Here is a 26,530-nt window from a genome sequence, read left to right as displayed (position 1 = left end):
TTATAATATTGCTGATTTATTATTAAAATTATATTGCAAAAATTTAAAAATGGTGCTATCATTTTAACCAATATTATAAAATTTAAATTATATAAAAAAATAAATTCATAATTTAAGGGAGTGAATGTAAAATGTACAAAAAAATTTGTGCGGTTTTTGTAGGAGTTTGTCTAACACTGCTGGCAGTGGGCTGCGGAAACACAAATTCCTCAACTGATGCCAATGGATCCAGCTCAGCAGACAAAACTAAGCTTACCGTAGCAATTAACGGTGACATGGGAACTTTAGATCCAGCAGGTACAATGGATAATATGGCAGTTAAAATAACTTATCCTACATATGAGAGATTAGTTGAATTTAATGGTGCATCTACAGATGTAAAACCTGGACTTGCAGCTAAATGGGAAACAAGCAGTGACGGACTTACATGGACTTTTCATTTGGTAAAAGGACACAAATTCGTAGATGGAACTGAAGTTGATTCTCAAGCTGTAAAATTTTCTTTTGAAAGAATACTTGCGGTTAAGAAGGGACCAGCTGATACCTATAAAGTAATACAAACTATAAATACACCGGATAAGTATACAGTTCAGTTTGTTTTAAACAGTGCTTTTCCACAATTTTTGTCTACACTTGCTACTAACTATGGTGGAATAGTTAATCCTAAAGTAATGACTCATGAACAAAATGGTGATAAGGCCCAAACTTATTTATCTAATCATACAGATGGAAGTGGACCTTATCAACTTACAGAATGGAAAAAGGGTTCTTATATACACCTTTCTTTGAATCCTAATTATTCTAAAAAACCAACATTAAAGGATGTATATTTTAAATTGGTTTCAGATGCTTCGGCAGCTAGGTTGGAACTTGAAAAGGGTGATGTTGATATTGCAGAGGGAATAAATATTGATCAAATTGATAAACTTAAGAGTAATCAAAATATTTCAATTGTAAAGAAGCCGAGTTTGTTAGTTGATTATGTATATTTAAATTGTACAAAAGGTAATGCTGCACTTCAAAATCCAAAAGTAAGACAAGCTATAAGCTATGCTGTTGATTATAATTCCATAATAAGCGAAGTTATGCATGGATATGCTTCTCCAATAGCGAGTCCTGTACCAAAAGGATTATGGGGATATAATCCATCTGCCTTTAAATATACTAAAAATGTACAAAAAGCAAAATCCTTGTTAAAGGAAGCAGGAGTAAGCAATGTTCAGCTTACATTACTTTATTCAGACAGATTTCCCAACTGGGAGCAAGAAGCTTTAATATTACAGAGCAATTTAAAAGACATTGGAATAACTGTAAATTTAAGCAAAGTAGCCTATGCAACTATGAGAGATATGCTTGATTCAGGAAAATTTGATCTGGCAATGGGCGTTTGGAGTCCGGATTATGCGGATCCATATATGTTTATGAACTATTGGTTTGATTCAAATGACCAGGGCCTTGCAGGAAATAGAGCTTTTTATGTTAACCCTGCAGTAGATGATTTAATCAGAAAAGCAGCTTCTATAACTGATAGATCTCAACGTACAGAACTATACAATCAAGCACAGAAAATAGTTATAGATGATGCACCATATGTTTATTTATATCAAAAGCAGTTTATATTACCAATGAATAAAAATGTAAAAGGATTTGTTTACAATCCAATGCTGGAAGGTATATATAATTTGGCGGATATGAGTAAATAGAAAATAAAATAACTTATCCTATTTTAAAAGGATAAGTTATTTTAAAATTTTGGACATAATGTTTAATTTAGTCTATATAGGAGGAAATATATGAAGAAAATTATTATTAAAAGACTTTTATTAATGATATTAGTTATTTTTGGAGTTAGCTTAATAGTATTTCTTTTATCTCATGTAATTCCAGGAGATCCTGCTAGAATGATGGCTGGACAAAGAGCTTCGCAGGATACTCTTATGAATATCAGAAAACAACTTGGATTAGACAAGCCTTTGGTAGTTCAGTATTTTATTTATATGAAAGGTCTTTTATCCGGGAATTTGGGTACATCAATAAGGACACAGCAGCCGGTGATATCGGATCTGGCAGTTTATTTTCCGGCTACTCTGGAGCTTGTCTTATATGCATTCCTGATAGCTCTCATAGTGGGAATTCCACTGGGAATTTTAACAAGTATAAAGCAGAATACAGTATTTGATTATCTGGGAAGAATTTTTTGTATAGGTGGAGTTTCAATTCCAGCATTTTGGGGAGGAATTATTTTAATACTTATATTTTATTCCAAATTAAATTTACTTCCTTCGTCAGGCAGATTATCCCTGGGTGTTACGTTTAATGCAAATATTACAGGACTTATAACTGTGGACAGCTTACTCAAGGGAAACATGGAAGTATTTAAAGACAGCCTGAGGCATCTTATACTGCCTGCCATAGTTTTGTCTTATGCACAGCTTGCCACAATTACCAGACAGGTCAGATCCAGCATGATCGAGGTTTTAAATGAGGAGTATATAAAAACTGCAAGAGCAAATGGAATTAAGGAAAAATCCTTGATTGTATTTTATGCTTTGAGAAATGCACTGGTGCCGACTATAACCGTTGTTGGACTGTCGCTGGGAGGGCTATTAGGGGGAGCTGTAGTGACCGAGACTGTGTTTAATTGGCCTGGAATGGGGAAATATGTAGTTGATTCCATCTCCTTCCTGGATTTTCCCTCCATCATGGGCTTCACTATTATAATTGTAATAGGGTATGTACTCATAAATCTGGCAGTTGATATTATTTACATGATTTTAAACCCGCAAATTAGAGGTTAGAAGGAGAGGTGCATCTATGAAATTAGAAATAGAATCCGGTGAAACTGCAAATAGAAAAGTTAAAAATAAGAGTGTGATTTTATACAAGATAAAAAAGAATCCCATGACAATATTGGGGTTTTCCATAATAGTAGTGATGGCACTTCTAGCTGTCTTTGCACCCTATGTAACCAGTTATGATCCGACTCAGATGAATATATTGGAAAGATTTCAGGAACCGGGTGCAAAGCACCTGTTTGGTACAGACGAAGTAGGAAGAGACATTTTTACAAGAGTAATTTATGGTACAAGGATATCGCTCACCACTGGAATAAGTGTGGTGGTGGCAGCTGGAATAATAGGAGCCTTCATAGGATCTGTCTGTGGATATTTTGGAGGATATGTAGATCAAATAGTTATGAGAATAATGGATATGGTGCTGGCGTTCCCAACTCTGATATTGGCGATGGTTTTAGCAGCTACCCTTGGCTCCAGCTTATTTAATGTGATGTTTGCTATTGCCATTGTAAAAATTCCAGTATATGTACGCCTGGCAAGAGGAGAGGCACTGGTTGTAAAGAATAATTTATACGTAAAGGCAGCCAGCACCTTCGGATTATCCAATATATATATAATATTCAGGCACATTATCCCCAATTCCATAACTCCAATAATTATACAGCTCACTTTGGATTTGGGAGATACTATTTTACTTGTGGCAACCCTTGGATTTTTAGGGCTTGGGGCAAAACCACCTACACCGGAATGGGGAACTATGATAAGTACGGGATTTAAATATATGCTTGAGCAGTGGTGGTATCCTACTTTCCCTGGAATTGCAGTATTTTTGGCTTCTACTGGATTCAATCTCATAGGGGACGGCCTGAGAGATGTGCTTGACCCTAAATCTTCAAGATAGGAGGAAAATGTTTTGTTGCTAAATGTAGAAAATTTATCTATATCTTTCGATACATTTGAAGGAAAAGTTCATGTACTTGATGATGTGTCTTTTTCAGTAAATGAGGGTGAAATACTTTCCATAGTAGGAGAATCCGGATCCGGAAAATCCGTTTCAGCCTATTCAATACTGGGGCTTCTGGACAAAAATTCCAATGTTGAAAGTGGTAAAATATTATTTGAAAATACTGATCTCTTAAAATTGGATAGAAAGGAAATACAGAGCTATAGAGGTAAAAAAATAGGCATGGTTTTTCAGGAACCTATGACAGCCCTGCATCCTACCATGAAGGTGGGAAAGCAACTTTTGAATGTAATAATTCAAAATTCAGGGATGTCTAAGGACATGGCCAGGGAAATAATGCTCAACAACCTGAAGGATGTCCACTTTGATAATCCCGAAGAAGTGGCAGATAAATATCCCTATGAACTTTCAGGAGGTATGAGGCAGAGAATAGTTATTTCTCTTGCAATGTCAAATGAGCCTAAACTCCTCATAGCAGATGAACCTACCACTGCCCTGGATGTAACTATCCAGGCCGAGATATTGAATTTGATGAAGGAACTTGTGAATAAACGCAATACTGCAATTTTATTGATTACACATGATTTCAGTGTGGTAAGATCTGTAAGTGACAAAGTTTGTGTCATGTATGGGGGCAAGGTTTTAGAAAGAGGATATACTGATGAAGTACTTAAAGATCCGAAACATCCTTATACCAGGGCTCTTTTAAATGCACTTCCGGACAAGGTTGACTCAAATGTAAGACTTCAGGAAATAAAGGGAGAAGTTCCTGATCTCAGATACAGGGACCCAGGCTGCATATTTTATTCAAGATGCCCGAGTAAGGCAAAAATATGCGGCGAAAAGATTCCGTTAAAAAAAGAATCTTCCAAAAGTCATTCATTTTATTGTTGGGAGGTTGAGAAATAATGGAGAGTATTTTAGAAGTTAAGGAATTGAAAAAAGTATTCGGGGAATTTACTGCACTTGGAGGTGTGTCTTTTGAGTTATATAAGGGTGAAACCTTTGGACTCGTTGGAGAATCTGGATCGGGTAAGTCTACAATTGCCAACATAATTGTGGGAATTCATTCTCCTTCATCGGGTGGTGTGATTTTTAAGAAAAAAGAACTTTGGAAAAATAATAAATATAATTGTAATGAATACGGTAAAATTCAAATTGTATTCCAGGATCCACGATCTTCTTTAGATCCTAGGATGACTATAAAAAGCATTGTTTCAGAACCTCTTCTGGCTTTTCCAAAGGAAATTAGGCGGGAAAAAGGATCCAGGGAAAACCTGGTGAAGCTTATAAAAAGTGTGGGCCTTCAGGAGCAGCATTTAGACAGGTATCCTCATGAATTTTCAGGAGGACAGAGGCAGAGAATAGCTATTGCAAGGGCTATAATCACTGAACCTGAGATATTGATTCTGGATGAGCCTACTTCTGCACTGGATGTGTCAGTTCAGGCACAGATTCTAAATCTTTTAAAGGATATTCAAAGAGAAAAGCATATGACTTATCTGTTTATCTCTCATAATATGGCTGTAGTTAAATATATAAGCAGCAGGGTGGGGGTTTTGTACAAAGGTGAATTTGTTGAAATGGGAAATTCAAAGCAGATATTTGACTGTCCGGAGCATGACTATACAAAAAAGTTGATCTCAAGTATACTGGGTTGAAGATAAGTGACTTCACAATGGAGGTAAGGTAAAATGAAAGCTTTTGATGCACATTCTGATATATTTACAGATGTAACGGTGAGACGTCTGAAGGGTGAAGAAAATGTAATAAAAAATTATCATATAGATAAGTTGAATAAGGGTCATGTGGGGGCCTCAATTATGGGAATATGGATAGAGCCTCTTTATTTTAACAAAGATTGTACGTGGAGAATGCTTCAAATAATGGGGGCAGTCTCAGAGGAAATAGAAGATATGCAGGACTGTGCTGGAATTGTATATAAATATGGTGATATGGTTGAGTTAAATAAAAAGGGCAAGCTTGCTGTAATAATTGGCATTGAAGGTGTTGATGGCTTTAAAGATAATCCGGATCTGATAGATGTGATGTACAGATTTGGAGCGAGACATGCTATGCTTACCTGGAACCGTGAAAATGCATTTGCTACGGGAGTAAAAAGTATTCATACTGACAGAGGACTTACAGCTCTTGGCATAAAGGTAGTAAAAAGGATGGAAAAATTGGGTATGATAGTTGATGTGTCCCACGGAAATGAAAAAACATTCTGGGATATATATGAAAACACCACCAGGCCTTTTATAGCTTCACATTCTAATGTATACAAACTGTGTAGAAATCCCAGAAATTTGAAAGACGATCAGATAAGGGCCATAGCTGATAGAAATGGTGTTATAGGGATTAATTCCTGGGTGGATTTTGTGGATAAGGACAGCCCCACTGCTGAAAAACTTGCGGATCATATAGATTATATAGTGAATTTGGTGGGAGTAGATCATGTGGGCTTTGGATTTGATTTTGGAGATTATCTGGACTCAGAGACCCTTGTTTCACTTCAAGATGAGGATTATATAAAAACCCAAGGTATAGAAGATGCCTCCAGAATACCTAATTTATTAAATATTTTAAAGAAAAGAGGATATAATAAAGAAGAATTGGATAAAATATCACATGAGAACATGGAACGTGTAGTTCGAGATGTGCTTGGATAATCTGCTTCAAATTTATTTAGATGATTTTTCTTGAAATAAAGGATACAATATGTTAGAATGAAAATGTTAAATCTACAGAAGTTAGCATGATATGTAGGAGTGGGTTTGGACCCGCTCTTTCTATTTGTAAAAAACGCAGCGAAAGTTGCGTTTTTAAATTATAAAGTGATTCTTAAACTCAAGAGCATATTTAAATATCAAAGTTCTGCCGCCGGATCCTGTTGATTTTCAGTGCAGCTGAAAATTTTCACCAATTGTGGGTTGTGAACTATGAATTTATTAAGTTGTAAATAAAGGAGGATTTAAATTGAGAGGAAGTGCCTTGACAAAAAAAGTAGCGGGATTTATAGAACCTGTAGTGAACCAGATGGAGTATGAGCTATATTATCTGGAATTCAAAAAAGAGGGAAAAAATAATTATTTGAGAATATATATAGATAAAAAGCAGGGAAATATATCATTGGAAGATTGCGAAAAAGTCAGCAGAGCGGTAGGCGATATACTGGACAGAGAAGATCCCATAAAGGATCCGTACTATTTAGAAGTTTCATCGCCGGGCATTGAAAGGACACTTTATACAGATGAACATCTGAAAAGATATACTGGATATGATGTAAAGGTAAGTATACTTGGACTTTTGAAAGGTAAGAAAAAATATGAAGGAAAGCTTTTAAAGTTTGATCAGGATCAATTGACAATCGGTTGTGAGGAGGGGGATGTGGTTATCCCCAGAGAGAAAGTTTCTGCTGTAAATTTAAAAGGTGATGTTTAAGGGAGGGCATGTTAAAAAATGAATAAGGAATTTATAGAAGCCTTAAGAGAAATAGTAAGGGAAAAAGGGATAAGTGAGGATCTTTTGTTCACAACTATAGAGGATGCACTGGTTGCAGCCTATAAGAAAAATTATATGGGACATGGAGTAAACAGCCAAAATGTTAAGGTTACTATGAATAGGGAAAATGGAGAAATCCATGTGTATTCCCAAAAAAATGTGGTAGAAGAAGTTAATGATGAAGTCAGTGAAATAAGTGAAGAAGATGCAAAGCAGCTGGATCCAAACTATAATATAGGTGATGTAGTAAATGTGGAGGTAACTCCCAGAAAATTTGGGAGAGTGGCTGCCCAGGCGGCAAAACAGGTGGTTATTCAGAGGATAAAGGAAGAGGAAAGAAGAATAATATATAATGATTTTGCAGAAAAGGAAGAGGACATGATAACAGGTACAGTCATAAGGAAAGACAAAAACAATGTGCTCATCGATCTTGGAAAAACAGAAGCTGTACTTGGACCTAACGAGCAAATGCCAGGGGAAAAGTATAATTTCAACGATAAACTTAAATTATATATTGTAGAAGTCAAAAACACTACAAAGGGAGCTCAGATTGTAATATCAAGAACTCACCCGGGACTTATAAAAAGGCTTTTTGAACTGGAAGTACCTGAAATATTTGATGGAACTGTGGATATAAAATCCATAGCGAGGGAAGCAGGCTCCAGGACAAAAATTGCAGTGCATTCCAGTGATGAAAATGTAGATCCCATGGGAGCTTGTGTTGGACCAAAGGGAATAAGAGTTCAAAATATAGTAAATGAGCTTAAAAATGAGAAAATAGATATAATAAAATGGAGTAAGCTTCCTGAAGAGTATATAGCCAATGCACTTAGTCCTGCTAAAGTTCTGGATGTTACTCTGGATGAAGATATGAAATTTGCACAAGTTGTGGTAGATGACAATCAGCTGTCGCTGGCTATAGGCAAGGAAGGTCAGAATGTAAGGCTGGCGGCTAAGCTTACAGGATGGAAAATAGATATAAAAAGTAAATCTCAGGCAAAACCAGAACATGAAGAGGAAGAATTGCCTGTAGAACCTGAAGGTACAGAAAGTACAGGCGAAGATGAATAAAGTGGTTGAGGTGATGTATATATGAAACAAAAAAAAATTCCCAAGAGAATGTGCACAGGATGTATGGAGATGAAACCCAAAAAAGAACTTATAAGGATAGTAAAAAATAAAGAAGGGGAAGTTTCTGTGGATCCAACTGGAAAGAAAAATGGCAGAGGTGCCTATATATGCAGAAATATTCAATGCCTTGAGAAGGCTTTTAAGAACAAAAGACTTCAAAAAAATCTTGAGATACAGATAGATGAAACCTTATATGACCGTTTGAGAGAACAGATAGAGAGTAATCAATAGTTTTTTATAATTTATGATATGGGGCAAAGATGCAGGAAAGTTTTAAGAGGGATATAATAAAATGGTAAAACATGATATTGATTTGCTGGGAAAAATTGAGAAGCTTTAGTTTCGGAGGTGAAGAATTTGTCAAAAATAAGAATTTATGAATTGGCAAAAGAATTAAATATATCAAGCAAAAAATTAATTGAGCTGCTGCTAGAGGAATTTGGAGTGAAGGTAAAAAATCACATGAGCGCAATAGAGGATGAAGATGCAGAGCTTATCAAGGAATTTATGGAAGAAAGTAAAGATAAAGAGGATAAAGACGATGAAGAGGACGGAAAAGAGGATCAGAAGAATAAAAAACCTCATAAGCATAATAATAAAGGTGGAAACAATAAGGAAATAAATAAAAAAGACAGCAAGCAGGAGAAAGAAGATTCAGAGAATGAAGATTCACAGGAGAGTATAAAGATAGAAGATACCATAACCGTAAAAGAATTTTCCGAAAAAATAGGCAAACCTTCTACAGAGGTTATCAAGCAGCTTATATTCATGGGAGTAATGGCGGCTATAAATCAGGAGATAGATTTCAACACGGCCCAGAAACTGGGTGAAAAATTTGATGTAACTGTATTGAAGGAAGAAAGAGATGTGGATAAGGAAGCAGTAGAGCAGGAGGATGAAGAAGATGAGGAGATCAATCTGGAAAAAAGGCCTCCCATCATAACTGTAATGGGGCATGTGGATCATGGTAAGACATCACTTCTGGATGCTATAAGGAAATCAAAGGTGACTGCCACCGAGGCAGGAGGAATAACCCAGCACATAGGTGCTTATACTGTCAATATAAACAATGAAAAAATAACTTTTCTTGATACTCCAGGTCATGAGGCATTTACTGCAATGAGGGCCAGAGGAGCACAGATTACGGATATAGTTATTTTGGTTGTGGCAGCAGACGATGGAATAATGCCCCAAACTGCAGAGGCCATAAGTCACTGCAAAGCTGCAGATGTGCCTATGGTGGTGGCTATAAACAAGATAGATAGGCCTGGAGCCAATGTTGACAAGGTAAAGCAGGAATTGACGGAGTATGATTTAGTACCTGAGGATTGGGGAGGAAATACCATATGCATACCTGTGTCCGCACATACGAAAGAGGGTATTGATACACTGCTTGAGATGGTACTTTTGACGGCTGAAATGCAGGAGCTTAAGGCAAATCCACATAGAAATGCAAAGGGAACCGTAATAGAAGCAAAATTGGATAAGGGCAGAGGGGCCGTTGCCACCCTGTTGGTTCAAAATGGAACGCTTCGCGTGGGGGATTCCATTATAGTGGGAAATACCTACGGAAGGGTAAGGGCACTGTTTGATGATAAGGGAAAGAAGATAAAATCAGCGGGACCTTCTATTCCAGTGGAAGTACTTGGACTTTCTGAAGTACCTGCAGCAGGAGATAGATTTCATCAGGTCAAAAATGAAAAAACTGCTAGAGAGATAGCTGACAAGAGAAAACAAAAAATAAGGGAAGAGTATCTTCAGTCAACTCATAAAGTTTCATTGGAGAATTTATATAATCAGATAAAAGAGGGAAAAGTAAAAGAACTTAACATAATAGTAAAAGCAGATGTACAGGGATCCATAGAGGCACTAAAACAGTCACTTCAAAAGCTTTCCAATGAAGAGGTGAAGGTGAGGGTGATACATGGAGCTGTTGGAGCTATAAATGAAACAGATGTAACCCTGGCTTCAGCTTCAAATGCCATAATAATAGGTTTTAATGTAAGACCTGATGTAAATGCACAGAGTGCTGCTGAAAAAGAAGCTGTGGATATAAAGACTTATAGGGTTATATACAATGCCATAGAGGATATAAAAGCTGCCATGGTGGGAATGCTGGAACCGGATTACAAGGAAACAGTGCTTGGAAAAGCTGAAATCAGGCAGACCTACAAGATATCCAATGTGGGAACTATTGCAGGCTGTTATGTAGTTCAAGGCAAAATGGTAAGAAATTCTAAAGCGAGGGTAATAAGAGATGGAATAGTTATATTTGAATCTGAGCTTGCGTCTTTAAAAAGATTTAAAGATGATGTAAAGGAAGTTGCGGAGGGATATGAATGCGGTCTTTCCATTGAGAAGTTCAATGATATCAAAGAAGGGGACATAATTGAAGATTATGTCATGGAAGAAGTTAAGAAAAAAGAGTTATAGTTATGAATAAGAGGTGATATTTTGTGGCTAACTATAGAACCGGAAGAATAAATGAAGAGATGAAAAAGGAAATAAGCAATATAATAAGGGATGATATAAAAGATCCAAGAGTAACTGCTATGGTGAGTGTTACAAAAGTTGATGTTACAAGAGATCAGAAATATGCCAGGGTTTATGTAAGTATCTATGGAAAAAACAAGTCAAAGGAAAGTACCTTTGATGCACTCAAGAATTCAGAGGGATTTATAAGAAGAGAAATCGGCCATAGGATAAAGCTTAGGAATACTCCTGAGATAATTATAGAACTTGACAATACCATAGAATATGGAATGCATATAGACGAGATCCTCCATAAAATAAAGGAGAATGAAAAAAATGATGATGAATGATATAATTGACAGGATAAAGGAATACAAAAATATTGCAATTACTTTTCATTCTTCTCCTGACGGGGATTCACTGGGGAGTTCACTGGCGCTATTTCAAGGACTGAAAAAGATGGGAAAGAAAGTTGAAATTCTCTCAAAAGAAAAAATACCGGAGGACTTTAGATTTTTACCCTGCAGTGAGGAAATAGACGGAAAAAAGTTTCAAGTTGAGAAAGATATTCAATGCGTCATAGTACTGGACTGTGGAGATGTAAAGAGAATAAATGCAGAATTGGATTTTGAAAACAGAGGGTATACAATAATAAATGTAGACCATCACATGACAAACGAGCTGTATGGTAATTTGAATTATGTGGATACCAATGCAGCTGCTGCGGCAGAAATAGTATATCAAATGATCAAGCTTTTGGGTGTAGATGTAGATAAAGATATGGCCCAGTGCCTTTATACTTCCATAATTACGGACAGTGGTTCTTTCAGATATAGTGCCACCACCGCTGTGACCCATGCCATAGCGGGGGATTTGATAAATACAGGTATAGATTTCAGTAAAATTCACAGAACTATTTTTGAAAACAAAAAGTTTCAGAGAATAAAGCTGTATGGGAAGGCAATTGAAAGTATGGAGCTTGTAAAAGACAAAATCTGTATTATAAAAATCACACAGGATATGCTTTCACAGGTTGGAATGGATTCACAGATAGATACCTCCGATATTATAAGTATAGGGATGAAAATAGATACGGTGGAAGTGGGAATTCTCTTTAAACAGGTGGAAGATGGAATAAAGGTAAGCCTTAGATCCAAGTCAAAAGTTGACGTGAGAAAGGTGGCAGAGACTTTTGAAGGGGGAGGACATATAAGGGCAAGCGGACTTAAACTGACTAACAGGACTATGGATGAAGCGAGAAGTATGCTGTTGGAGGAAATTGAAAAAGAATTAATATGATGGATGGAATTTTAAATATAAATAAACCCAAAGGCATTACATCTTTTGATGTGGTTAGAAAAATTAAGTTTTTTACGAAAAGCAGAAAAGTAGGTCATGCTGGTACTCTTGATCCAATTGCTTCTGGAGTACTTCCGGTATGTACTGGAGGAGCTACCAAGTTTGTGGACTATATAATGAAGAATGACAAGGTATACTTGGCCTGCATGAAGCTTGGAGTCAGGACAGATACCTATGACAGAGAAGGTACTGTAATGGAAACTTTGGATTTCAACTTGGGTGAAAGGGATATAGAGAATGCCGTTTTGAGCTTTCAGGGTGAAATTGAGCAGCTGCCTCCCATGTATTCTGCCATAAAAGTAGGGGGAAAAAGACTCTATGAACTGGCAAGACAGGGAGTGGAAGTGGAGAGGAAAAAAAGAAAGATCATTATATATTCTATAGAAATTATGGACATGAAGCTGCCTTATGTAGTATTCAAGGTAAAATGTTCCAAGGGAACATATATAAGAAGTCTCTGCCATGATATTGGGAATGAATTGAATTGCGGAGCTATTATGTGGGATTTGAAAAGAGTGTCCACTGGAAATTTCCACATTTCAGATTCAATTGATCTGGAGAATTTAAATGCTGAAAATATATCACGGTATATTGTTCCCGTAGATGATGCGCTGGAGCAGTATCCCCAGCTTGTAATTGAAGATGCATACATGAAAAATATTCTCAACGGAATTCCCATAAGGAATAAAATATTTTTAAATAATGTGCTTCAGGATAAATTATACAGGGTTTATATAGATAAAAATAAATTTATAGGTCTGGGTATGCGTAAAAGTTTTGAATTTAAGATGGTTAAGATGTTTATTAGAGGTAATTGATTATGAAAATTATAGAAGATAATTTTAAAGAAAATTTTATTGAAAGTACATATATAGCATTGGGAAGTTTTGACGGACTTCATCTGGGGCATATGAGCCTTATAAATAAAACCATAGAACTTGCCAGAAATAATGGGGCAAAGAGTATGGTATTTACATTTAAAAATCATCCTCTTATGACTATAAACCCTGATTTAGCACCTAAAATTTTAATGGATAACGAGTCTAAGATAGATGTATTGAAAAATGCAGGACTGGACATAATAAATATGGCAAACTTCAATGAAGATTTTATGAGAATGTCTCCGGAGGATTTTGTAATTCATCTTTTAAATAACTATAGAGCCAGAGGTTTTGTGGTTGGATTCAACTATAGATTTGGATATAAAAATCTGGGAGATGTAAATTTATTGAGAAAACTCAGCGAGAAATATAAATTTCATTTGAGTGTCATAGATTCGATAAAATATAGGGGACAAATAGTAAGCAGCTCCATTATAAGAAATATCATAGCAGATGAAGGGGATATGAAAAAGGCAAACAAACTTTTGACAAGAGCTTTTATGATACAGGGAAAGGTAATACATGGAAAGCAGCTGGGGAGAAAACTTGGTTTTCCCACAGTGAATCTGGATTATGATAAAAAATTCGTCATCCCTAAAGGTGGGGTATACTACACCAAGGTGGAACTAAATGGAGTGAAATTCAAAGGAATAACCAATGTAGGCTATAATCCCACCACCTATGACAACAAACTCAGCATTGAAACCAATATACTGGACTTTAGTGGAGATGTATATGATAAAAACATAAAGATATATTTTATTGAAAGAATTAGAGATGAGGTAAAGTTCGACAATTTAACTGAATTAGCCAATCAGTTGGAAGCGGACAGAAGATATGTAAGTGAAAAAAATTAAATTAATTTTTAAAATTAATTTACAATACTAATTTTATTTGCTATAATTACAGACGTGATCCTTATGCTAAGAATTTCGACTTGCCAACGTTATTCTTGGAATAGAGGGGATTAACAATTGGAGGTGTAGCAAAATGGAAAAGGCAGTTAAAGAAGAAATAATGAAAAAATATGCAAGGCATGAAGGAGATACGGGCTCTCCAGAAGTGCAGATAGCATTGCTTACTGAGAGAATAAATCATTTAAATGATCATCTTAAGATCCATAAAAAAGATCATCACTCAAGAAGAGGTCTTTTAATGATGGTTGGTAAGCGAAGAGGTCTGCTTAATTACTTAATCAAGCAGGATATCGAAAGATATCGTACTATTATTAAGGCATTAAATTTAAGAAAATAATCTTTAAGAGCGGGCTTTTGCCGCTCTATTATTTTAACAAAATTAGAATCTATTGGGAGGAGGTATATTTTTAATGAGTGAAATAATTCAAACTACTGTAGCAGGAAGAACTCTAAAAGTTGATTATGGCAAAGTGGGAAAACTTTCTGATTGTGCCATGTTTATAAGTTATGGAGATACAGTGGTTTTAATCAATGCAAATTCTTCAGATAAGCCGAGAGAAGGAGTGGATTTTTTCCCTTTAAGTATAGAATATGAGGAGAGGTTGTACTCTGTCGGTAAAATACCAGGAGGTTTTATAAAAAGGGAGGGAAAGCCAACAGAAAAGGCCATACTTCATGCCAGGGCAATAGATAGGCCTCTTAGGCCTCTGTTTCCAAAGGGGTATAGAAATGATGTGCAGGTGGTGTGTACCGTATTGTCCGTGGATCAGGATAATGCACCTGACATACTGGCTATAAATGGAGCTTCATTGGCCCTTTGCATGTCAAGTATTCCTTTTACTACTCCGGTAGGAGCAGTGTCTGTAGGATTGGTAGATGGTAAATTTGTAATAAACCCGGGACTGGAGCAAAGAGAGAAAAGCAGTCTGAACCTCACAGTTTGTGCCACTAAGGACAGAGTTATGATGGTGGAAGCCGGGGGAGATGAGATACCGGAAGATGTAATGTATGACGGTATAATGTATGGATTTGAAGAGTGTAAAAAGATAGTAGAATTTCAAGAAGAGGTCACTAAAAAATATGGTAAGGACAAAATTGAGCCTGTATTGTATAAAGTGGATGAAGTTATAGAGGAAAAAGTTAGAGATTTTGCATTTGATATGATAAAGAATGCCATGTATGTAGAAGACAGAGATAAGAGAAATGAAGCTCTAAATGACGTGGATGGAAAATTGGATGAGCAATTTTCAGAGGAGTACCCTGACAATAAAGCTGATATTTCCGATGTGGTTTACAGAATAAAAAAAGAAATAGTCAGAAATATGCTTTTAAAAGAGCATAAAAGAGTGGATGGCAGGGCATTTGATGAAATAAGGCCTATAAGCTGTGAAGTTGGGATTCTTCCAAGAACTCACGGTACTGGACTTTTCACAAGAGGTCTGACCCAGGTTATGACTGTAGCAACCCTGGGATCCTTAGGAGATGTTCAGATACTGGATGGGGTGAGCTTAGAAGAGTCCAAGAGATATATACATCATTATAATTTCCCGTCTTATAGCACAGGTGAGGTTAGACCGCTGAGAGGTCCTGGCAGAAGGGAAATAGGACATGGTGCTCTGGCTGAAAAAGCACTGGAACCGCTTATACCAAGTGAGGATAAATTTCCATACACTATAAGACTGGTGTCTGAAGTATTGAGTTCTAACGGGTCAACTTCCCAGGCAAGTATATGTGGAAGTACATTGGCTCTTTTAGATGCAGGTGTTCCCATAAAAAGACCTGCAGCGGGAATAGCCATGGGACTTATAACCAGTGAAGATATGTCTCGGGAGGAGATACTGACTGATATACAGGGATTGGAAGATTTTTTTGGCGATATGGATTTTAAGGTTGGAGGAACAGAAAAGGGAATTACAGCAATTCAGTTTGATACAAAAATTCATGGACTGTCTAAAAATTGCATAAGAGAAACCCTTAAAAAAGCGAGGACAGCTAGATTATTCATACTTCAAAAGATTCATGACTGCATTCCTGAACCAAGAGCTGAATTATCTAAATATGCTCCAAAGACGTTTATTATGTCTATAGATCCTGATAAGATAAGAGATGTCATAGGTGCTGGAGGAAAGGTTATAAACAAGATAATAGCTGAAACTGGAGTTAAAATAGATATAAAAGAAGATGGGAAAATATTTGTCATGTCAGATGACACTGCAAGTGCAAAAAAAGCGTTGAAAATAATAGATGATCTTACTAAAGAAGTAGTGGTAGGAGAGATATACCTGGGGAAAGTTACTAAAACAACTAATTTTGGTGCTTTTGTTGAAATACTTCCAGGAAAAGAAGGATTGGTTCATATCTCGAAATTGGATTTTACAAGGGTAAATAAAGTAGAGGATGTAGTATCTGTAGGAGATAAGATATTGGTTAAAGTAACTGATATAGATAACCAGGGCAGAATAAATCTTTCCAGAAAAGATGCCATAAAGGATTCTGAGAAAAAAGATTCAAAGGTAAAAGATTCAAAAGCAAAATAGTAAAATAGAAGGGCTTAGGTGCCTTTTTATTTTTTAATAGAATTTTTGCGTATTGTGAGAATAAATATATCTTTTAAGGGTAATTTTAGTATTGGATTAAATTGTTTATGTGAAAGAGGTGAAAACTTCTGCTGTATAATATTGGTATTTCAGCAGCAAAAAATGTATAATGTATTTAAATTAGATAATGGACTAAGAGTAGTGGTAGAAAATATAGATTATGTAAATTCTGTAAGTATAGGCATCTGGGTAAAAAGCGGCTCTAGAAATGAAGAAAAATATAACAATGGTATTTCTCACTTTATTGAACATATGTTTTTTAAGGGAACATCTAACAGGACAGCTCTTGAAATAGCTGAATGCATAGAGAATGTGGGTGGCCAGATGAATGCCTTTACTGGAAAGGAAGCTACTTGTTTTTATGCAAAAGTACTGGATTCTCACCTGGATTTAGCGGTAGATGTTTTGGCCGATATGTTATTTAACAGCAAGTTTTTATCCGAAGATATTGAAAAAGAAAAAGGTGTCATAATTGAAGAGATAAATATGAGTGAAGATCTGCCGGAAGATGTACTGTCGGATCTCCACAGCAGGGCTATGTGGGGGGAAGATTCCATATCCCTTCCTATATTGGGAAATATTGATACTGTAAAATCTTTTGATAGAAAACAGCTGCTGGAGTATGTGGATTCCCATTATATACCTGAAAATTCTGTGATATCCATAGCAGGCAATGTGAATTTGAAAAAAGTTGAAGAATTGATAGATAAGTATTTCAAAAACTGGAGTGGAGAAAATAAAATCATAACCCAGTATTCTTTTCCAAAGTTTTTGAACAATCATCTCTCCAGGGAAAAGAATATAGAACAACTTCATTTGAGCCTTGGAATACAGGGAGTAAAAAGTGGCAGTGATGATATATATCCACTTTTGCTGCTGAATAATATTTATGGAGGAGGAGCTTCTTCCATACTGTTTCAAAAAATACGGGAGGAGAAAGGACTTTGTTATTCTATTTATTCCTATGTGGCTTCCTTCAACAATAATGGAGTGGTTGCCGTATACACCGGATTAAATGCAAAATATGTTTATGATGTAATCGAAAGGATAAAAGATGAGTTGGAATTGTTTTCAAAAACCGGTGTGGCATCCGATAAATTGAGAAAGTCTAAAGAGCAGCTAAAAGGCAGTTACATATTGGGTATGGAGAGCATAAGCAGCAGAATGTTCAACAATGGCAAATCACTGTTGTTTACGAATAAACTGAATACCCCTGAGGATATAATAAAGAAGATAGACAGCATAGATATAGATACAATATCCAGGGTAATGAAAAATACTTTTTGCGGAGGAATAGTAAACTCTGCATTTGTGGGTGATAATGTAGATCTGGAGCTTGTAAGAAACCTGTTGGATAAGGAAATAAAACCTTTTCCGGACTCCAGGAAAACTCTTTTATAGGCAAACTCTGTCTGAACCTAAAACTCACTTGATGTAATAAGTGTAATATGTGTTTCATAGTATTTAGTATATTGTATAAAAAATACTGTGGGGGGTTATTACTGTGGATCAGAATGTAAAATATTACAGTGAAATGGAAAGATATGAAATCATAAATGTGAATGACGGCAACAGGTACAATTACCTGGGAAATAATGACATAATAGTTAATTCGGCAGGAAATCTGGAGATACTTGTTTTAAGTGATAATAAAACTAAATTTAGTATTTTTGGTAAAAATGAATTTATAGAAGTTCCCTGGGAATATGTTAAGAAAATAGGAGCTAAAACAATTATAATAGATGTGGAAGAAAAAAATCTCAAAAAACTGCATTGATATAATCAATAAACATTTGAACCATAATTGATAAAGTTTATAATATATATTGTATTATAAGTACAAATCATGGAGGATTGAGATGAGAATACTAATTCAAAAATTTGGAGGAACTTCTGTTTCTACTCATGAGAGAAGAACCAGAGTGGTAAATAAAATATTAAAAGCCAGGGATAAAGGTTTTTCACCGGTGGTGGTGGTATCGGCAATGGGCAGAAAGGGTCAGCCCTATGCCACAGATACACTGCTCTCTCTTATAAGCAGTGATTTTAAATCCAGCAGCCCTTTGGGTACGGATTTGCTTATGAGCTGTGGAGAGGTCATAAGTGCTGTGGTTGTTTCAGATGAACTGTTGAAATTGGGATTGGAGGCTGTTCCTCTAACAGGAGGACAGGCAGGTATAATTACCGATGACAATTACAATGATGCTTCTGTTTTAAAGGTGGAGAAAGATAAACTCCTGAGCATACTTGAAAATGGAAAGATTCCAGTAGTTGCAGGTTTTCAGGGAGTGTCTGAAAGTGGGTATGTAACCACGCTGGGAAGAGGGGGAAGTGATGTTACGGCAGCACTTCTCGGTACTGCCTTAAAATCTGAGTGCGTAGAAATATATACAGATGTGGATGGGATAATGACGGCGGATCCAAGAATAGTGTCAGATGCCTCGTTAATTGAAAAGATAAGTTATAATGAGGTGTTCCAGATGGCGGATCAGGGTGCAAAGGTAATACATCCAAGAGCTGTAAGAATAGCTATGAATGGAAATGTACCTCTGGTTGTAAAAAATACACTGAATGATGGTAAGGGCACCGTAATAACTAATTCCACAGCGGAATCATCCGGTAATGTTATAAATGGTATAACGTCCATGGATGAAAGAGTGCAGATAACGATTAAATACAGTGAAAACGAGAACTCTGAAAATTATTACACTCTGCTGGATGAACTGGCCAACAGCCTTATAAGCATAGATCTTATAAATGTATTTCCCTATGAGGAAGTTTTTACTATAGACAAGGGAGATATGGATAATTTTAAAATAGTTATGAAAAACCTTGGAATCCACTACTCCGCCATAAAAGAGTGTACTAAAATAGCTCTTATCGGAAGCGGTATGAGAGGTGTGCCAGGGGTTATTGCAAAAATATTGAAAGTACTTTTTAGAGAAAATATAAAGGTGCTTCAAACTGCCGATTCCCATACTACAATATGGTGTCTTGTGGAAAGCAGTAAAGCAGACAGGGCTATAAATGCTCTTCACAGAGAATTTCTGCTGGGCGGAAAGTAAAAAGCGTATATGAATCTCCTTAAATGCATAAGATATGATTGTTTAAGGAGGAGATTGGAATGTCAGATAAAATAAACAGCGAAGTGCATAAAGACAATAGTCAGCTTAAAAATATAAAAGAGCTGGGTATTACAAATATGCCCCAGCAAAATAATAGTCCCATTCAGATACTTCCCATAATAGGACAGATAGAAGGGCATGTGACACTGCCCTCTGAAACAAAGACTACCAAATATGAACATGTAATACCTAACTTGATTGAGGTTGAGAATGACAGCAGTATAAAAGGACTGCTGGTGGTTTTAAACACTGTGGGCGGGGATGTAGAGGCAGGTCTTGCCATAGCGGAGATGATAAGAAGTTTGAGTAAGCCTACGGTTTCTCTCGTTATAGGAGGGGGGCATTCAATAGGTGTACCTCTTGCTACATCATCTGATTATTCATTTATATCTCCTACGGCAACCATGATTGTTCACCCTATAAGAATGACTGGAATGGTGATTGGGGTTCCACAGACTTTTGAGTATTTTAATAAAATGCAGGATAGAATAAATGAATTCATCATAAGGACGTCCAAAATAACTGAGGAGAGATTGACGAAATTGATGCTTCAAACCGATGAGCTGTTAAATGACATGGGTACTATATTGATTGGCAAACAGGCAGTACAGCAGGGATTAATTGATGAAGTGGGTGGAATAAGCGAGGCTGTCAGAAAAATAAACAGCATGATTAAATGATTCTAATTTTTCCCATCTCTCAAATAAAAAGTAAAAATTTTACAGGCTCCTTGAAATTTGCCATAGGATTCATCCTATGGCTACTATTGCTAAGATTTAAAGTGAAAATACTGAATAATGAAGAGCTTTGAATTCTGCACCTTATGCTTTTGATAAGATTATTAGAGGAAAAAGAAAGGCAATGTAGAATATTTATTAGGGAACTTTCTCCTTTGTAACCAGACTGTCATTTATTGGTATTTATAATTCCTTTAAAGTTGAGACAGCAGATGTCGGCTGCACTTGAATGTTTTGCATATTGAGGAAGGTTGGTGTATTATGTCTAGAGGCAAAAAAAAGAAGGAATATGTCTTTGATAGGGATATAAAGGGTATACTGCTTACTACGTTGGGGCTGCTTATGATAATAAGTGTGTTTTCTCCTTCTTCTTCTGGAATAATTGGAAGATTTGTAAAAAACCTTTTGATAGCTGTATTTGGATTGGGATGTTATATATTTCCCGTACTTATAATATTTATAGGATGCTGTCTTATCATAAAAAAGAACAGAATAAATTTCAGCAAAAAATTTTATGGTATTCTTCTTTTTATTATAAACACTCTGCTGTTTATGCAGATGTACCTGATGCCGGAGTATTACTCTCAGCATAGTTTATTTTTAGGTATAAAAAAATTATATGAATCCAATACTGTGTTTCACGGCGGAATAATAAGTTTTCTGATTGATGTGCCCTTATATAAATTATTTGGAGATCTTGGAAGTTATATTATATTTTCGGCTCTTTATATAATCTCGTTTATAATTATGAGCAGAGTTACCATTTATGATTTACTACATAAATTGAAGATGTTTTTTTCTAAAAAAAATACCGGTGAAGATATTAAGATTAAAGAAAACAATAAATCATCTGACAAAAAAATTGAAGATGATAAAAATGATGCAGGAGAAAATGAAAAGGCCAATTTTATAAAAAATTTAAACAACAGGATAAAGATACTGGATTTCATGAAATCCTCGGACCCCAAAGAAGAGAATGACATGAATAAAATTTTGGATGGCAGGGAGAGCCAGGAGAGTATTAAGGAAACCAGGGATGATTCTGTAGAAAGCAAGACAAATTCTATAAACGAAGAGCTGGAGAAGAAAATGACGGAGAGTCAGAAAAATATGATCCCCATATACAAATTTCCACCTCTTGATCTGTTGAAGCAGAATATACAGTCCCAGCTGAATAAACAGGATAAAAAGGGATTGATAAACAGTGCCAATAAATTGGAGGAAACACTGGCCAGTTTTGGAGTGGATGTGAAGGTTCTACAGGTGAGCAGAGGACCTTCTGTAACCAGATTTGAACTTCAGCCGAGCCCTGGAATCAAAGTGAGCAAAATTGTGAATCTATCTGATGATATAGCACTGGGGCTTGCAGCTTCTGGAGTGAGGATAGAAGCTCCCATACCCGGAAAATCAGCCATCGGTATAGAGGTTCCCAACAAGGAACTCACGCCGGTATATTTAAGGGAGGTTGTAGAATCCCGGGAGTTTATGGACTCAAAGGGAAAGCTGATCTATTGTCTTGGAAAGGATATAGGCGGAAACTGTATAGTATCGGATCTTACAAAAATGCCACATATGCTCATAGCAGGTGCCACAGGTTCAGGTAAAAGTGTGTGTATAAATACCTTGATAGTGAGTTTGCTGTATAAATATTCACCTGAAGATGTGAAATTTTTAATGGTGGACCCTAAAGTGGTGGAACTCAGTGTGTACAATGGAATACCGCACTTGCTCATACCCGTGGTCACGGATCCAAAAAAAGCAGCAGGGGCTTTGAATTGGGCTGTGCAGGAAATGAACAGAAGATACAAACTTTTTGCAGATAATAGTGTGAGAAATATAGAGGGGTATAATGAACTGTTTCAAAATGGAGAGGTAGAGAGCAAACTTCCACTTGTAGTCATAATAATTGACGAACTTTCTGATCTGATGATGGTATGTCCCAATGAGGTAGAGGATTACATAGGACGTCTTGCTCAGATGTCCAGGGCTGCCGGCATGCACCTGGTCATAGCCACGCAGAGGCCTTCTGTGGATGTAATTACGGGAGTTATAAAAGCCAATATACCTTCCAGAATATCTTTTGCAGTATCCAGTCAGATTGACTCCAGAACTATAATTGACAGCAGTGGTGCCGAAAAATTGCTTGGAAAAGGAGATATGCTGTTCTACCCTGTAGGAGAGGCAAAACCCATGAGAATACAGGGAGCCTTTATATCGGAAAATGAAGTGGAAAAAGTGGTGGATTACATAAAGAACAGGCAGGGTGAACCCCAATATGAAGATGAGATAATAGAGCAGATAGATACAAATGCAGTTAAAGCCGATGATGATTGTGATGAACTCTTAGATGAGGCCATCAGAGTTGTAATAGATGCGGGACAAGCTTCTACTTCACTGATTCAAAGAAGGCTCAGAGTGGGATACAACAGGGCGGCCAGGATAATAGAGCAGATGGAGGAAAGAGAGATAATATCAAAAAAGGACGGGAGTAAACCCAGGAAGGTACTTGTTGACAGAAAGGATTGAATACAATTGGTCAATTGATAATTGACAATGCACAGTTAAAGTAAAAAGTGAAAAGTTCAAATATCAATTTTGGTGGATTTTCGGATTGACCGAAAATCTTCATTAATAATATATTTGTTCTCTGAACTCTGATATTTGCAATGCAGTGTCATCTGCACCTAAGAATAACTTGATATAAAGATTAATTTAACGTATATTAATATTGAATATTAAAAAGATCTAACAGGAGGAAATTTAGTGAATAATTTGAAAGTTGGGCTGATAAGTTTAGGCTGTGATAAAAACAGGGTGGATTCTGAGATAATATTGAGCAATGTTAAAAGGAAGTATACCCTGGTGGAAAATTTAGAATTGGCCGATATAATAATTGTGAATACCTGTGGTTTCATAGAAGCTGCCAAGCAGGAATCCATAGATACCATACTTCAGGCATCAAATTACAAGGAAAAATTTAATTGCAGGCTTTTGGTGGTGACAGGATGTCTTGCCCAGAGATATGGTAAGGAACTTATGTCACTGCTGCCGGAGATAGATGTAATGCTTGGGGTAAATGATTATGACAAATTAAATGAAAGTATAGAGAAATGTATTGAAAATAAAAGCGATAAAATCTATAATTGTGGTTACAGTGATTCCAATATAAATGAAGGCAAAAGGATTCTTACTACGCCTTTTTACAGAGCTTATTTAAGAATTGCAGAAGGCTGTGATAATTGTTGTACCTATTGCATAATTCCAAAAATTAGAGGAAAATATAGAAGTAGGAGCATGGAGAGTTTAATTGAGGAATGTAATGCACTGGCTCTACAGGGGGTTAAGGAAATAATACTTATCGCTCAGGATACCACTAGATATGGAATTGATCTTTATGGTAAGAAAATGTTGCCGGAACTTATTAGAAAAATATCAGAAATCAGCGGAATAGAATGGATTAGACTGCTCTATTGCTATCCTGAAGACATAACTCATGAGCTTATAGATGAAATTGCCTCAAATGACAAAGTGTGCAATTACATAGACATACCACTTCAGCACATAAGTGATGACATATTAAAACTCATGGGAAGAAAAGGAAGAAAAGCGGACATAATAAAGCTTATAGATGAGCTCAGGGAGAAGATCAGGGAAATTTCAATTAGAACTACTATAATAGTTGGATTTCCTGGAGAGACCGAAAGTAATTTTCAAGAGCTTAAGGATTTTATAAAACTGATGAAATTTGAAAATATGGGAGTGTTTAAATATTCCAGGGAGGAAGGAACCCCGGCTTTTACAATGAAGGATCAGGTTCCTGAAGAAATAAAATCCGCAAGGGAAGGCGAATTAATGCTGTTTCAGCAGCAAATTGTTGAAACAGCTGGCAAAGCGAAAATTGGAAATGTTTATAAAGTTCTGGTGGAAGGCAGAAAAAATGATTTATGGTATGGAAGAAATTATACAATGGCTCCGGATATAGATGGACTTGTATATATAAAATCCAGAAAAGATTTACAAATAGGTACTATGGTTTATGTCAAAATAACTGATAGTATTGAATATGATTTGTTGGGAGTTGTATGTGATGAATTTAGCGAATAAACTTACAATACTTAGAATGCTGTTGATTCCGTTCTTTTTGATTTTTATGGCAATAAAGGATATGCCTTTTGGAAAGATCATTGCCATAGCTATTTTTGTATTGGCTTCAGTAACAGATAAATTGGATGGATATATAGCAAGAAGCAGAAATCAAATTACTAAGTTTGGGAAATTTATGGATCCTCTGGCAGATAAGCTTTTAGTAACGGCTGCACTTGTATCTTTGGTTGAATATCATATAATACCAACCTGGGTGGCAATGATAATAATAGCCAGGGAGTTTGCGGTAACTGGACTTAGGGCTATTGCAGCGGCAGAGGGGAATGTCATAGCTGCCAGCCCATGGGGCAAGGCTAAAACTGTAACCCAGATAGTGGCCATAATACTTGCACTTGTAAATTTAAATTACAATCATGTATCTCTGGGAATATTGAAAAGTTTTTTAAGTCATCCCCATTTAATTTTAAATTGGGTTACTGACATTAGTATGGCTGTAGCAATAATTATGACTCTGATTTCCGGTATAGATTATTTTGTGAAAAATAAGGAGGTGCTGAGACCGGATAGATGAGATAATTATTTCTTGATTAAAATGCATTTATATGTCCATAATTAGAATATTGAAAGATAATTTTTGAACAGAATGAATTGTGCTTTGCATATGTTTTAAAATAATTGATTAAATTTGTTGACGGGAGAAAATGTATGGTATATAATCTGATTAGAACATTCGTTCGTATAAGAGAGGAAGTGATCCTTTGGGAAACTTAAGTAATGAAAAATTAGAGGCTATAGAATCTGCTATGAATAAAATAGAAAAACAGTTTGGCAAGGGCGCAGTGATGAAGTTGGGGGAAAATAGCGTGCTCAATGTAGATGCTGTTTCCACAGGATGTCTTGATCTGGATATAGCATTAGGCATTGGAGGTGTGCCCAGAGGAAGGGTAGTGGAGATATTTGGCCCTGAATCTTCAGGTAAGACCACAGTTGCTCTTCATATAATTGCAGAAGCTCAAAAATCTGGTGGTGCAGCAGCTTTCATAGATGCAGAACATGCACTGGATCCGGTTTATGCAAAAAACCTGGGAGTTGACATAGAAAACTTAATTGTGTCTCAGCCTGACAGTGGAGAACAGGCTCTTGAAATTACAGAAGCACTGGTGAGATCCAATGCCATAGATGTGTTGGTGGTGGATTCAGTGGCAGCACTAGTTCCGAAAGCTGAAATAGAAGGTGAAATGGGTGATTCCCATGTAGGTCTCCAGGCAAGACTTATGTCTCAGGCCCTTAGAAAACTCACATCTTTTATAAATAAGTCAAGGTGTGTAACTATATTTATAAATCAATTGCGAGAAAAAGTTGGAGTCATGTTTGGAAATCCTGAAATTACTCCAGGAGGAAGAGCATTGAAGTTCTATGCTTCCGTAAGAATGGAAGTGAGAAGATCCGATGCCATTAAACAGGGCGATACAATAGTTGGTAATAGAACCAAAGTGAAAGTTACGAAAAATAAAGTGGCACCACCATTTAAACAGGCTGAATTTGATATAATGTACAATCAGGGCATTTCAAGAGAGGGAAATGTACTGGATGTGGGAGTCAAAGAAGAATTAATACAGAAAAGCGGCTCCTGGTTTTACTATAAAGAAACAAGACTTGGTCAGGGAAGAGAAAATGCAAAACAATTTTTAAAGGATAATCCTGATATTTTATTTGAGATAGAAGGTAAAATAAGAAAAAAATATAATTTACCTGAATTAAAAAAGCCTTCATCCAAGGGTAAAAATGAGAAGGACAGCAAAACAGAGGCAAAAAAAGAAGAACAGAAACATTTAGATATATGATATAAGTTATGTTATAAAATCACAAAATAATAATTCTGAAATTTTGTCCATATATATGTATGCATAATTGTGACAAATATATATGGAATAAGATGTATAC

24 protein-coding genes are annotated in these 26,530 nt (G+C 36.1%); all 24 read left to right on the top strand.

Annotation, left to right across the window (positions count from 1 at the left end; all coding sequences use genetic code 11):
• Positions 1 to 131: 131 nt before the first annotated feature.
• The 24 genes from CLLU_RS13260 to recA all read left to right on the top strand — a co-directional run bounded on the left by CLLU_RS13260 (position 132) and on the right by recA (position 26,430).
• The gene (locus tag CLLU_RS13260; RefSeq protein WP_106010263.1) at positions 132 to 1,703 is read left to right on the top strand and encodes an ABC transporter substrate-binding protein; all 1,572 of its coding nucleotides are present in this window, start codon (positions 132 to 134) and stop codon (positions 1,701 to 1,703) included.
• Between the two features lie 90 nt (positions 1,704 to 1,793).
• Positions 1,794 to 2,798 carry an ABC transporter permease gene (locus CLLU_RS13255; RefSeq protein ID WP_106010262.1) on the top strand — a complete coding sequence of 335 codons (1,005 nt, stop codon included), beginning with the start codon at positions 1,794 to 1,796 and terminating at the stop codon, positions 2,796 to 2,798.
• 16 nt (positions 2,799 to 2,814) lie between these two features.
• Positions 2,815 to 3,696 (top strand): ABC transporter permease, encoded by an 882-nt coding sequence (locus tag CLLU_RS13250; protein WP_106010261.1) that lies wholly within the window; start codon positions 2,815 to 2,817, stop codon positions 3,694 to 3,696.
• Positions 3,697 to 3,708: 12 nt separating this feature from the next.
• The gene (locus CLLU_RS13245; RefSeq protein WP_242977627.1) at positions 3,709 to 4,668 is read left to right on the top strand and encodes an ABC transporter ATP-binding protein; all 960 of its coding nucleotides are present in this window, start codon (positions 3,709 to 3,711) and stop codon (positions 4,666 to 4,668) included.
• Entirely contained in the window at positions 4,668 to 5,420 is a 753-nt protein-coding gene (locus CLLU_RS13240) for an ABC transporter ATP-binding protein (protein WP_106010260.1), read from the top strand. The genes CLLU_RS13245 and CLLU_RS13240 overlap by 1 nt, the downstream gene beginning before the upstream one ends.
• Before the next feature lie 33 nt (positions 5,421 to 5,453).
• Positions 5,454 to 6,431 (top strand): dipeptidase, encoded by a 978-nt coding sequence (locus tag CLLU_RS13235; protein ID WP_106010259.1) that lies wholly within the window; start codon positions 5,454 to 5,456, stop codon positions 6,429 to 6,431.
• Between the two features lie 322 nt (positions 6,432 to 6,753).
• Positions 6,754 to 7,203, top strand: a complete 450-nt coding sequence (rimP, locus tag CLLU_RS13230) for a ribosome maturation factor RimP (protein WP_420536050.1) — start codon at positions 6,754 to 6,756, stop codon at positions 7,201 to 7,203.
• An 18-nt stretch (positions 7,204 to 7,221) separates the two neighbouring features.
• Entirely contained in the window at positions 7,222 to 8,334 is a 1,113-nt protein-coding gene (gene nusA / locus CLLU_RS13225) for a transcription termination factor NusA (protein WP_106010257.1), read from the top strand.
• Positions 8,335 to 8,355: 21 nt separating this feature from the next.
• Positions 8,356 to 8,625, top strand: coding sequence for an RNase P modulator RnpM (gene rnpM / locus CLLU_RS13220; protein WP_106010256.1), 270 nt, complete (start codon positions 8,356 to 8,358; stop codon positions 8,623 to 8,625).
• Positions 8,626 to 8,751: 126 nt separating this feature from the next.
• Positions 8,752 to 10,827, top strand: a complete 2,076-nt coding sequence (gene infB, locus CLLU_RS13215) for a translation initiation factor IF-2 (RefSeq protein WP_106010255.1) — start codon at positions 8,752 to 8,754, stop codon at positions 10,825 to 10,827.
• A gap of 23 nt (positions 10,828 to 10,850) precedes the next feature.
• Positions 10,851 to 11,216 carry a 30S ribosome-binding factor RbfA gene (gene rbfA, locus CLLU_RS13210; protein ID WP_106010254.1) on the top strand — a complete coding sequence of 122 codons (366 nt, stop codon included), beginning with the start codon at positions 10,851 to 10,853 and terminating at the stop codon, positions 11,214 to 11,216.
• A complete protein-coding gene (locus CLLU_RS13205; protein WP_106010253.1) occupies positions 11,203 to 12,165 on the top strand; it encodes a DHH family phosphoesterase in 963 nt (320 codons plus the stop codon). The genes rbfA and CLLU_RS13205 overlap by 14 nt, the downstream gene beginning before the upstream one ends.
• On the top strand, positions 12,165 to 13,043 hold the full coding sequence (gene truB / locus CLLU_RS13200) for a tRNA pseudouridine(55) synthase TruB (protein ID WP_106010265.1): 879 nt from the start codon (positions 12,165 to 12,167) through the stop codon (positions 13,041 to 13,043). The genes CLLU_RS13205 and truB overlap by 1 nt, the downstream gene beginning before the upstream one ends.
• A 2-nt stretch (positions 13,044 to 13,045) precedes the next feature.
• Complete coding sequence (locus tag CLLU_RS13195; protein WP_106010252.1) at positions 13,046 to 13,963, top strand: bifunctional riboflavin kinase/FAD synthetase; 918 nt, start codon at positions 13,046 to 13,048, stop codon at positions 13,961 to 13,963.
• A gap of 133 nt (positions 13,964 to 14,096) precedes the next feature.
• Complete coding sequence (rpsO, locus tag CLLU_RS13190; RefSeq protein WP_106010251.1) at positions 14,097 to 14,360, top strand: 30S ribosomal protein S15; 264 nt, start codon at positions 14,097 to 14,099, stop codon at positions 14,358 to 14,360.
• 73 nt (positions 14,361 to 14,433) lie between these two features.
• The gene (locus CLLU_RS13185) at positions 14,434 to 16,560 is read left to right on the top strand and encodes a polyribonucleotide nucleotidyltransferase (protein WP_106010250.1); all 2,127 of its coding nucleotides are present in this window, start codon (positions 14,434 to 14,436) and stop codon (positions 16,558 to 16,560) included.
• Between the two features lie 162 nt (positions 16,561 to 16,722).
• Positions 16,723 to 18,021, top strand: coding sequence for a M16 family metallopeptidase (locus CLLU_RS13180; RefSeq protein ID WP_106010264.1), 1,299 nt, complete (start codon positions 16,723 to 16,725; stop codon positions 18,019 to 18,021).
• A 103-nt stretch (positions 18,022 to 18,124) separates the two neighbouring features.
• Positions 18,125 to 18,397 (top strand): YlmC/YmxH family sporulation protein, encoded by a 273-nt coding sequence (locus tag CLLU_RS13175; RefSeq protein ID WP_106010249.1) that lies wholly within the window; start codon positions 18,125 to 18,127, stop codon positions 18,395 to 18,397.
• 82 nt (positions 18,398 to 18,479) lie between these two features.
• Entirely contained in the window at positions 18,480 to 19,685 is a 1,206-nt protein-coding gene (gene dapG / locus CLLU_RS13170) for an aspartate kinase (RefSeq protein WP_106010248.1), read from the top strand.
• Positions 19,686 to 19,744: 59 nt separating this feature from the next.
• On the top strand, positions 19,745 to 20,425 hold the full coding sequence (locus CLLU_RS13165; protein WP_106010247.1) for a ClpP family protease: 681 nt from the start codon (positions 19,745 to 19,747) through the stop codon (positions 20,423 to 20,425).
• A 318-nt stretch (positions 20,426 to 20,743) separates the two neighbouring features.
• Positions 20,744 to 23,008: an FtsK/SpoIIIE family DNA translocase gene (locus CLLU_RS13160; RefSeq protein ID WP_106010246.1), complete on the top strand. Its 2,265-nt coding sequence runs from the start codon at positions 20,744 to 20,746 to the stop codon at positions 23,006 to 23,008.
• A 237-nt stretch (positions 23,009 to 23,245) separates the two neighbouring features.
• Complete coding sequence (gene rimO, locus CLLU_RS13155; protein ID WP_106010245.1) at positions 23,246 to 24,586, top strand: 30S ribosomal protein S12 methylthiotransferase RimO; 1,341 nt, start codon at positions 23,246 to 23,248, stop codon at positions 24,584 to 24,586.
• Positions 24,570 to 25,157 (top strand): CDP-diacylglycerol--glycerol-3-phosphate 3-phosphatidyltransferase, encoded by a 588-nt coding sequence (gene pgsA, locus CLLU_RS13150; RefSeq protein WP_106010244.1) that lies wholly within the window; start codon positions 24,570 to 24,572, stop codon positions 25,155 to 25,157. The genes rimO and pgsA overlap by 17 nt, the downstream gene beginning before the upstream one ends.
• 187 nt (positions 25,158 to 25,344) lie before the next feature.
• Entirely contained in the window at positions 25,345 to 26,430 is a 1,086-nt protein-coding gene (recA, locus tag CLLU_RS13145; RefSeq protein WP_106010243.1) for a recombinase RecA, read from the top strand.
• Positions 26,431 to 26,530: the final 100 nt, after the last annotated feature.

The sequence above is a fragment of the Clostridium luticellarii genome (assembly GCF_002995845.1).
In the GTDB taxonomy this organism is placed as follows: Bacteria; Bacillota; Clostridia; order Clostridiales; family Clostridiaceae; genus Clostridium_B; species Clostridium_B luticellarii.
This window is presented reverse-complemented; position numbering and strand designations above follow the sequence as displayed.

Excerpts from the sequence above, each read along its gene's own strand:
- truB (WP_106010265.1), top strand. The coding sequence starts at position 12,165 with ATGGATGGAATTTTAAATATAAATAAACCCAAAGGCATTACATCTTTT.
- CLLU_RS13195 (WP_106010252.1), top strand. The coding sequence starts at position 13,046 with ATGAAAATTATAGAAGATAATTTTAAAGAAAATTTTATTGAAAGTACA.
- rnpM (WP_106010256.1), top strand. The coding sequence starts at position 8,356 with ATGAAACAAAAAAAAATTCCCAAGAGAATGTGCACAGGATGTATGGAG.
- pgsA (WP_106010244.1), top strand. The coding sequence starts at position 24,570 with ATGAATTTAGCGAATAAACTTACAATACTTAGAATGCTGTTGATTCCG.
- CLLU_RS13260 (WP_106010263.1), top strand. The coding sequence starts at position 132 with ATGTACAAAAAAATTTGTGCGGTTTTTGTAGGAGTTTGTCTAACACTG.
- CLLU_RS13160 (WP_106010246.1), top strand. The coding sequence starts at position 20,744 with ATGTCTAGAGGCAAAAAAAAGAAGGAATATGTCTTTGATAGGGATATA.
- CLLU_RS13205 (WP_106010253.1), top strand. The coding sequence starts at position 11,203 with ATGATGATGAATGATATAATTGACAGGATAAAGGAATACAAAAATATT.
- CLLU_RS13235 (WP_106010259.1), top strand. The coding sequence starts at position 5,454 with ATGAAAGCTTTTGATGCACATTCTGATATATTTACAGATGTAACGGTG.
- rpsO (WP_106010251.1), top strand. The coding sequence starts at position 14,097 with ATGGAAAAGGCAGTTAAAGAAGAAATAATGAAAAAATATGCAAGGCAT.
- CLLU_RS13165 (WP_106010247.1), top strand. The coding sequence starts at position 19,745 with ATGTCAGATAAAATAAACAGCGAAGTGCATAAAGACAATAGTCAGCTT.
- nusA (WP_106010257.1), top strand. The coding sequence starts at position 7,222 with ATGAATAAGGAATTTATAGAAGCCTTAAGAGAAATAGTAAGGGAAAAA.
- CLLU_RS13255 (WP_106010262.1), top strand. The coding sequence starts at position 1,794 with ATGAAGAAAATTATTATTAAAAGACTTTTATTAATGATATTAGTTATT.
- CLLU_RS13180 (WP_106010264.1), top strand. The coding sequence starts at position 16,723 with ATGTATAATGTATTTAAATTAGATAATGGACTAAGAGTAGTGGTAGAA.
- CLLU_RS13250 (WP_106010261.1), top strand. The coding sequence starts at position 2,815 with ATGAAATTAGAAATAGAATCCGGTGAAACTGCAAATAGAAAAGTTAAA.
- CLLU_RS13240 (WP_106010260.1), top strand. The coding sequence starts at position 4,668 with ATGGAGAGTATTTTAGAAGTTAAGGAATTGAAAAAAGTATTCGGGGAA.
- CLLU_RS13185 (WP_106010250.1), top strand. The coding sequence starts at position 14,434 with ATGAGTGAAATAATTCAAACTACTGTAGCAGGAAGAACTCTAAAAGTT.
- dapG (WP_106010248.1), top strand. The coding sequence starts at position 18,480 with ATGAGAATACTAATTCAAAAATTTGGAGGAACTTCTGTTTCTACTCAT.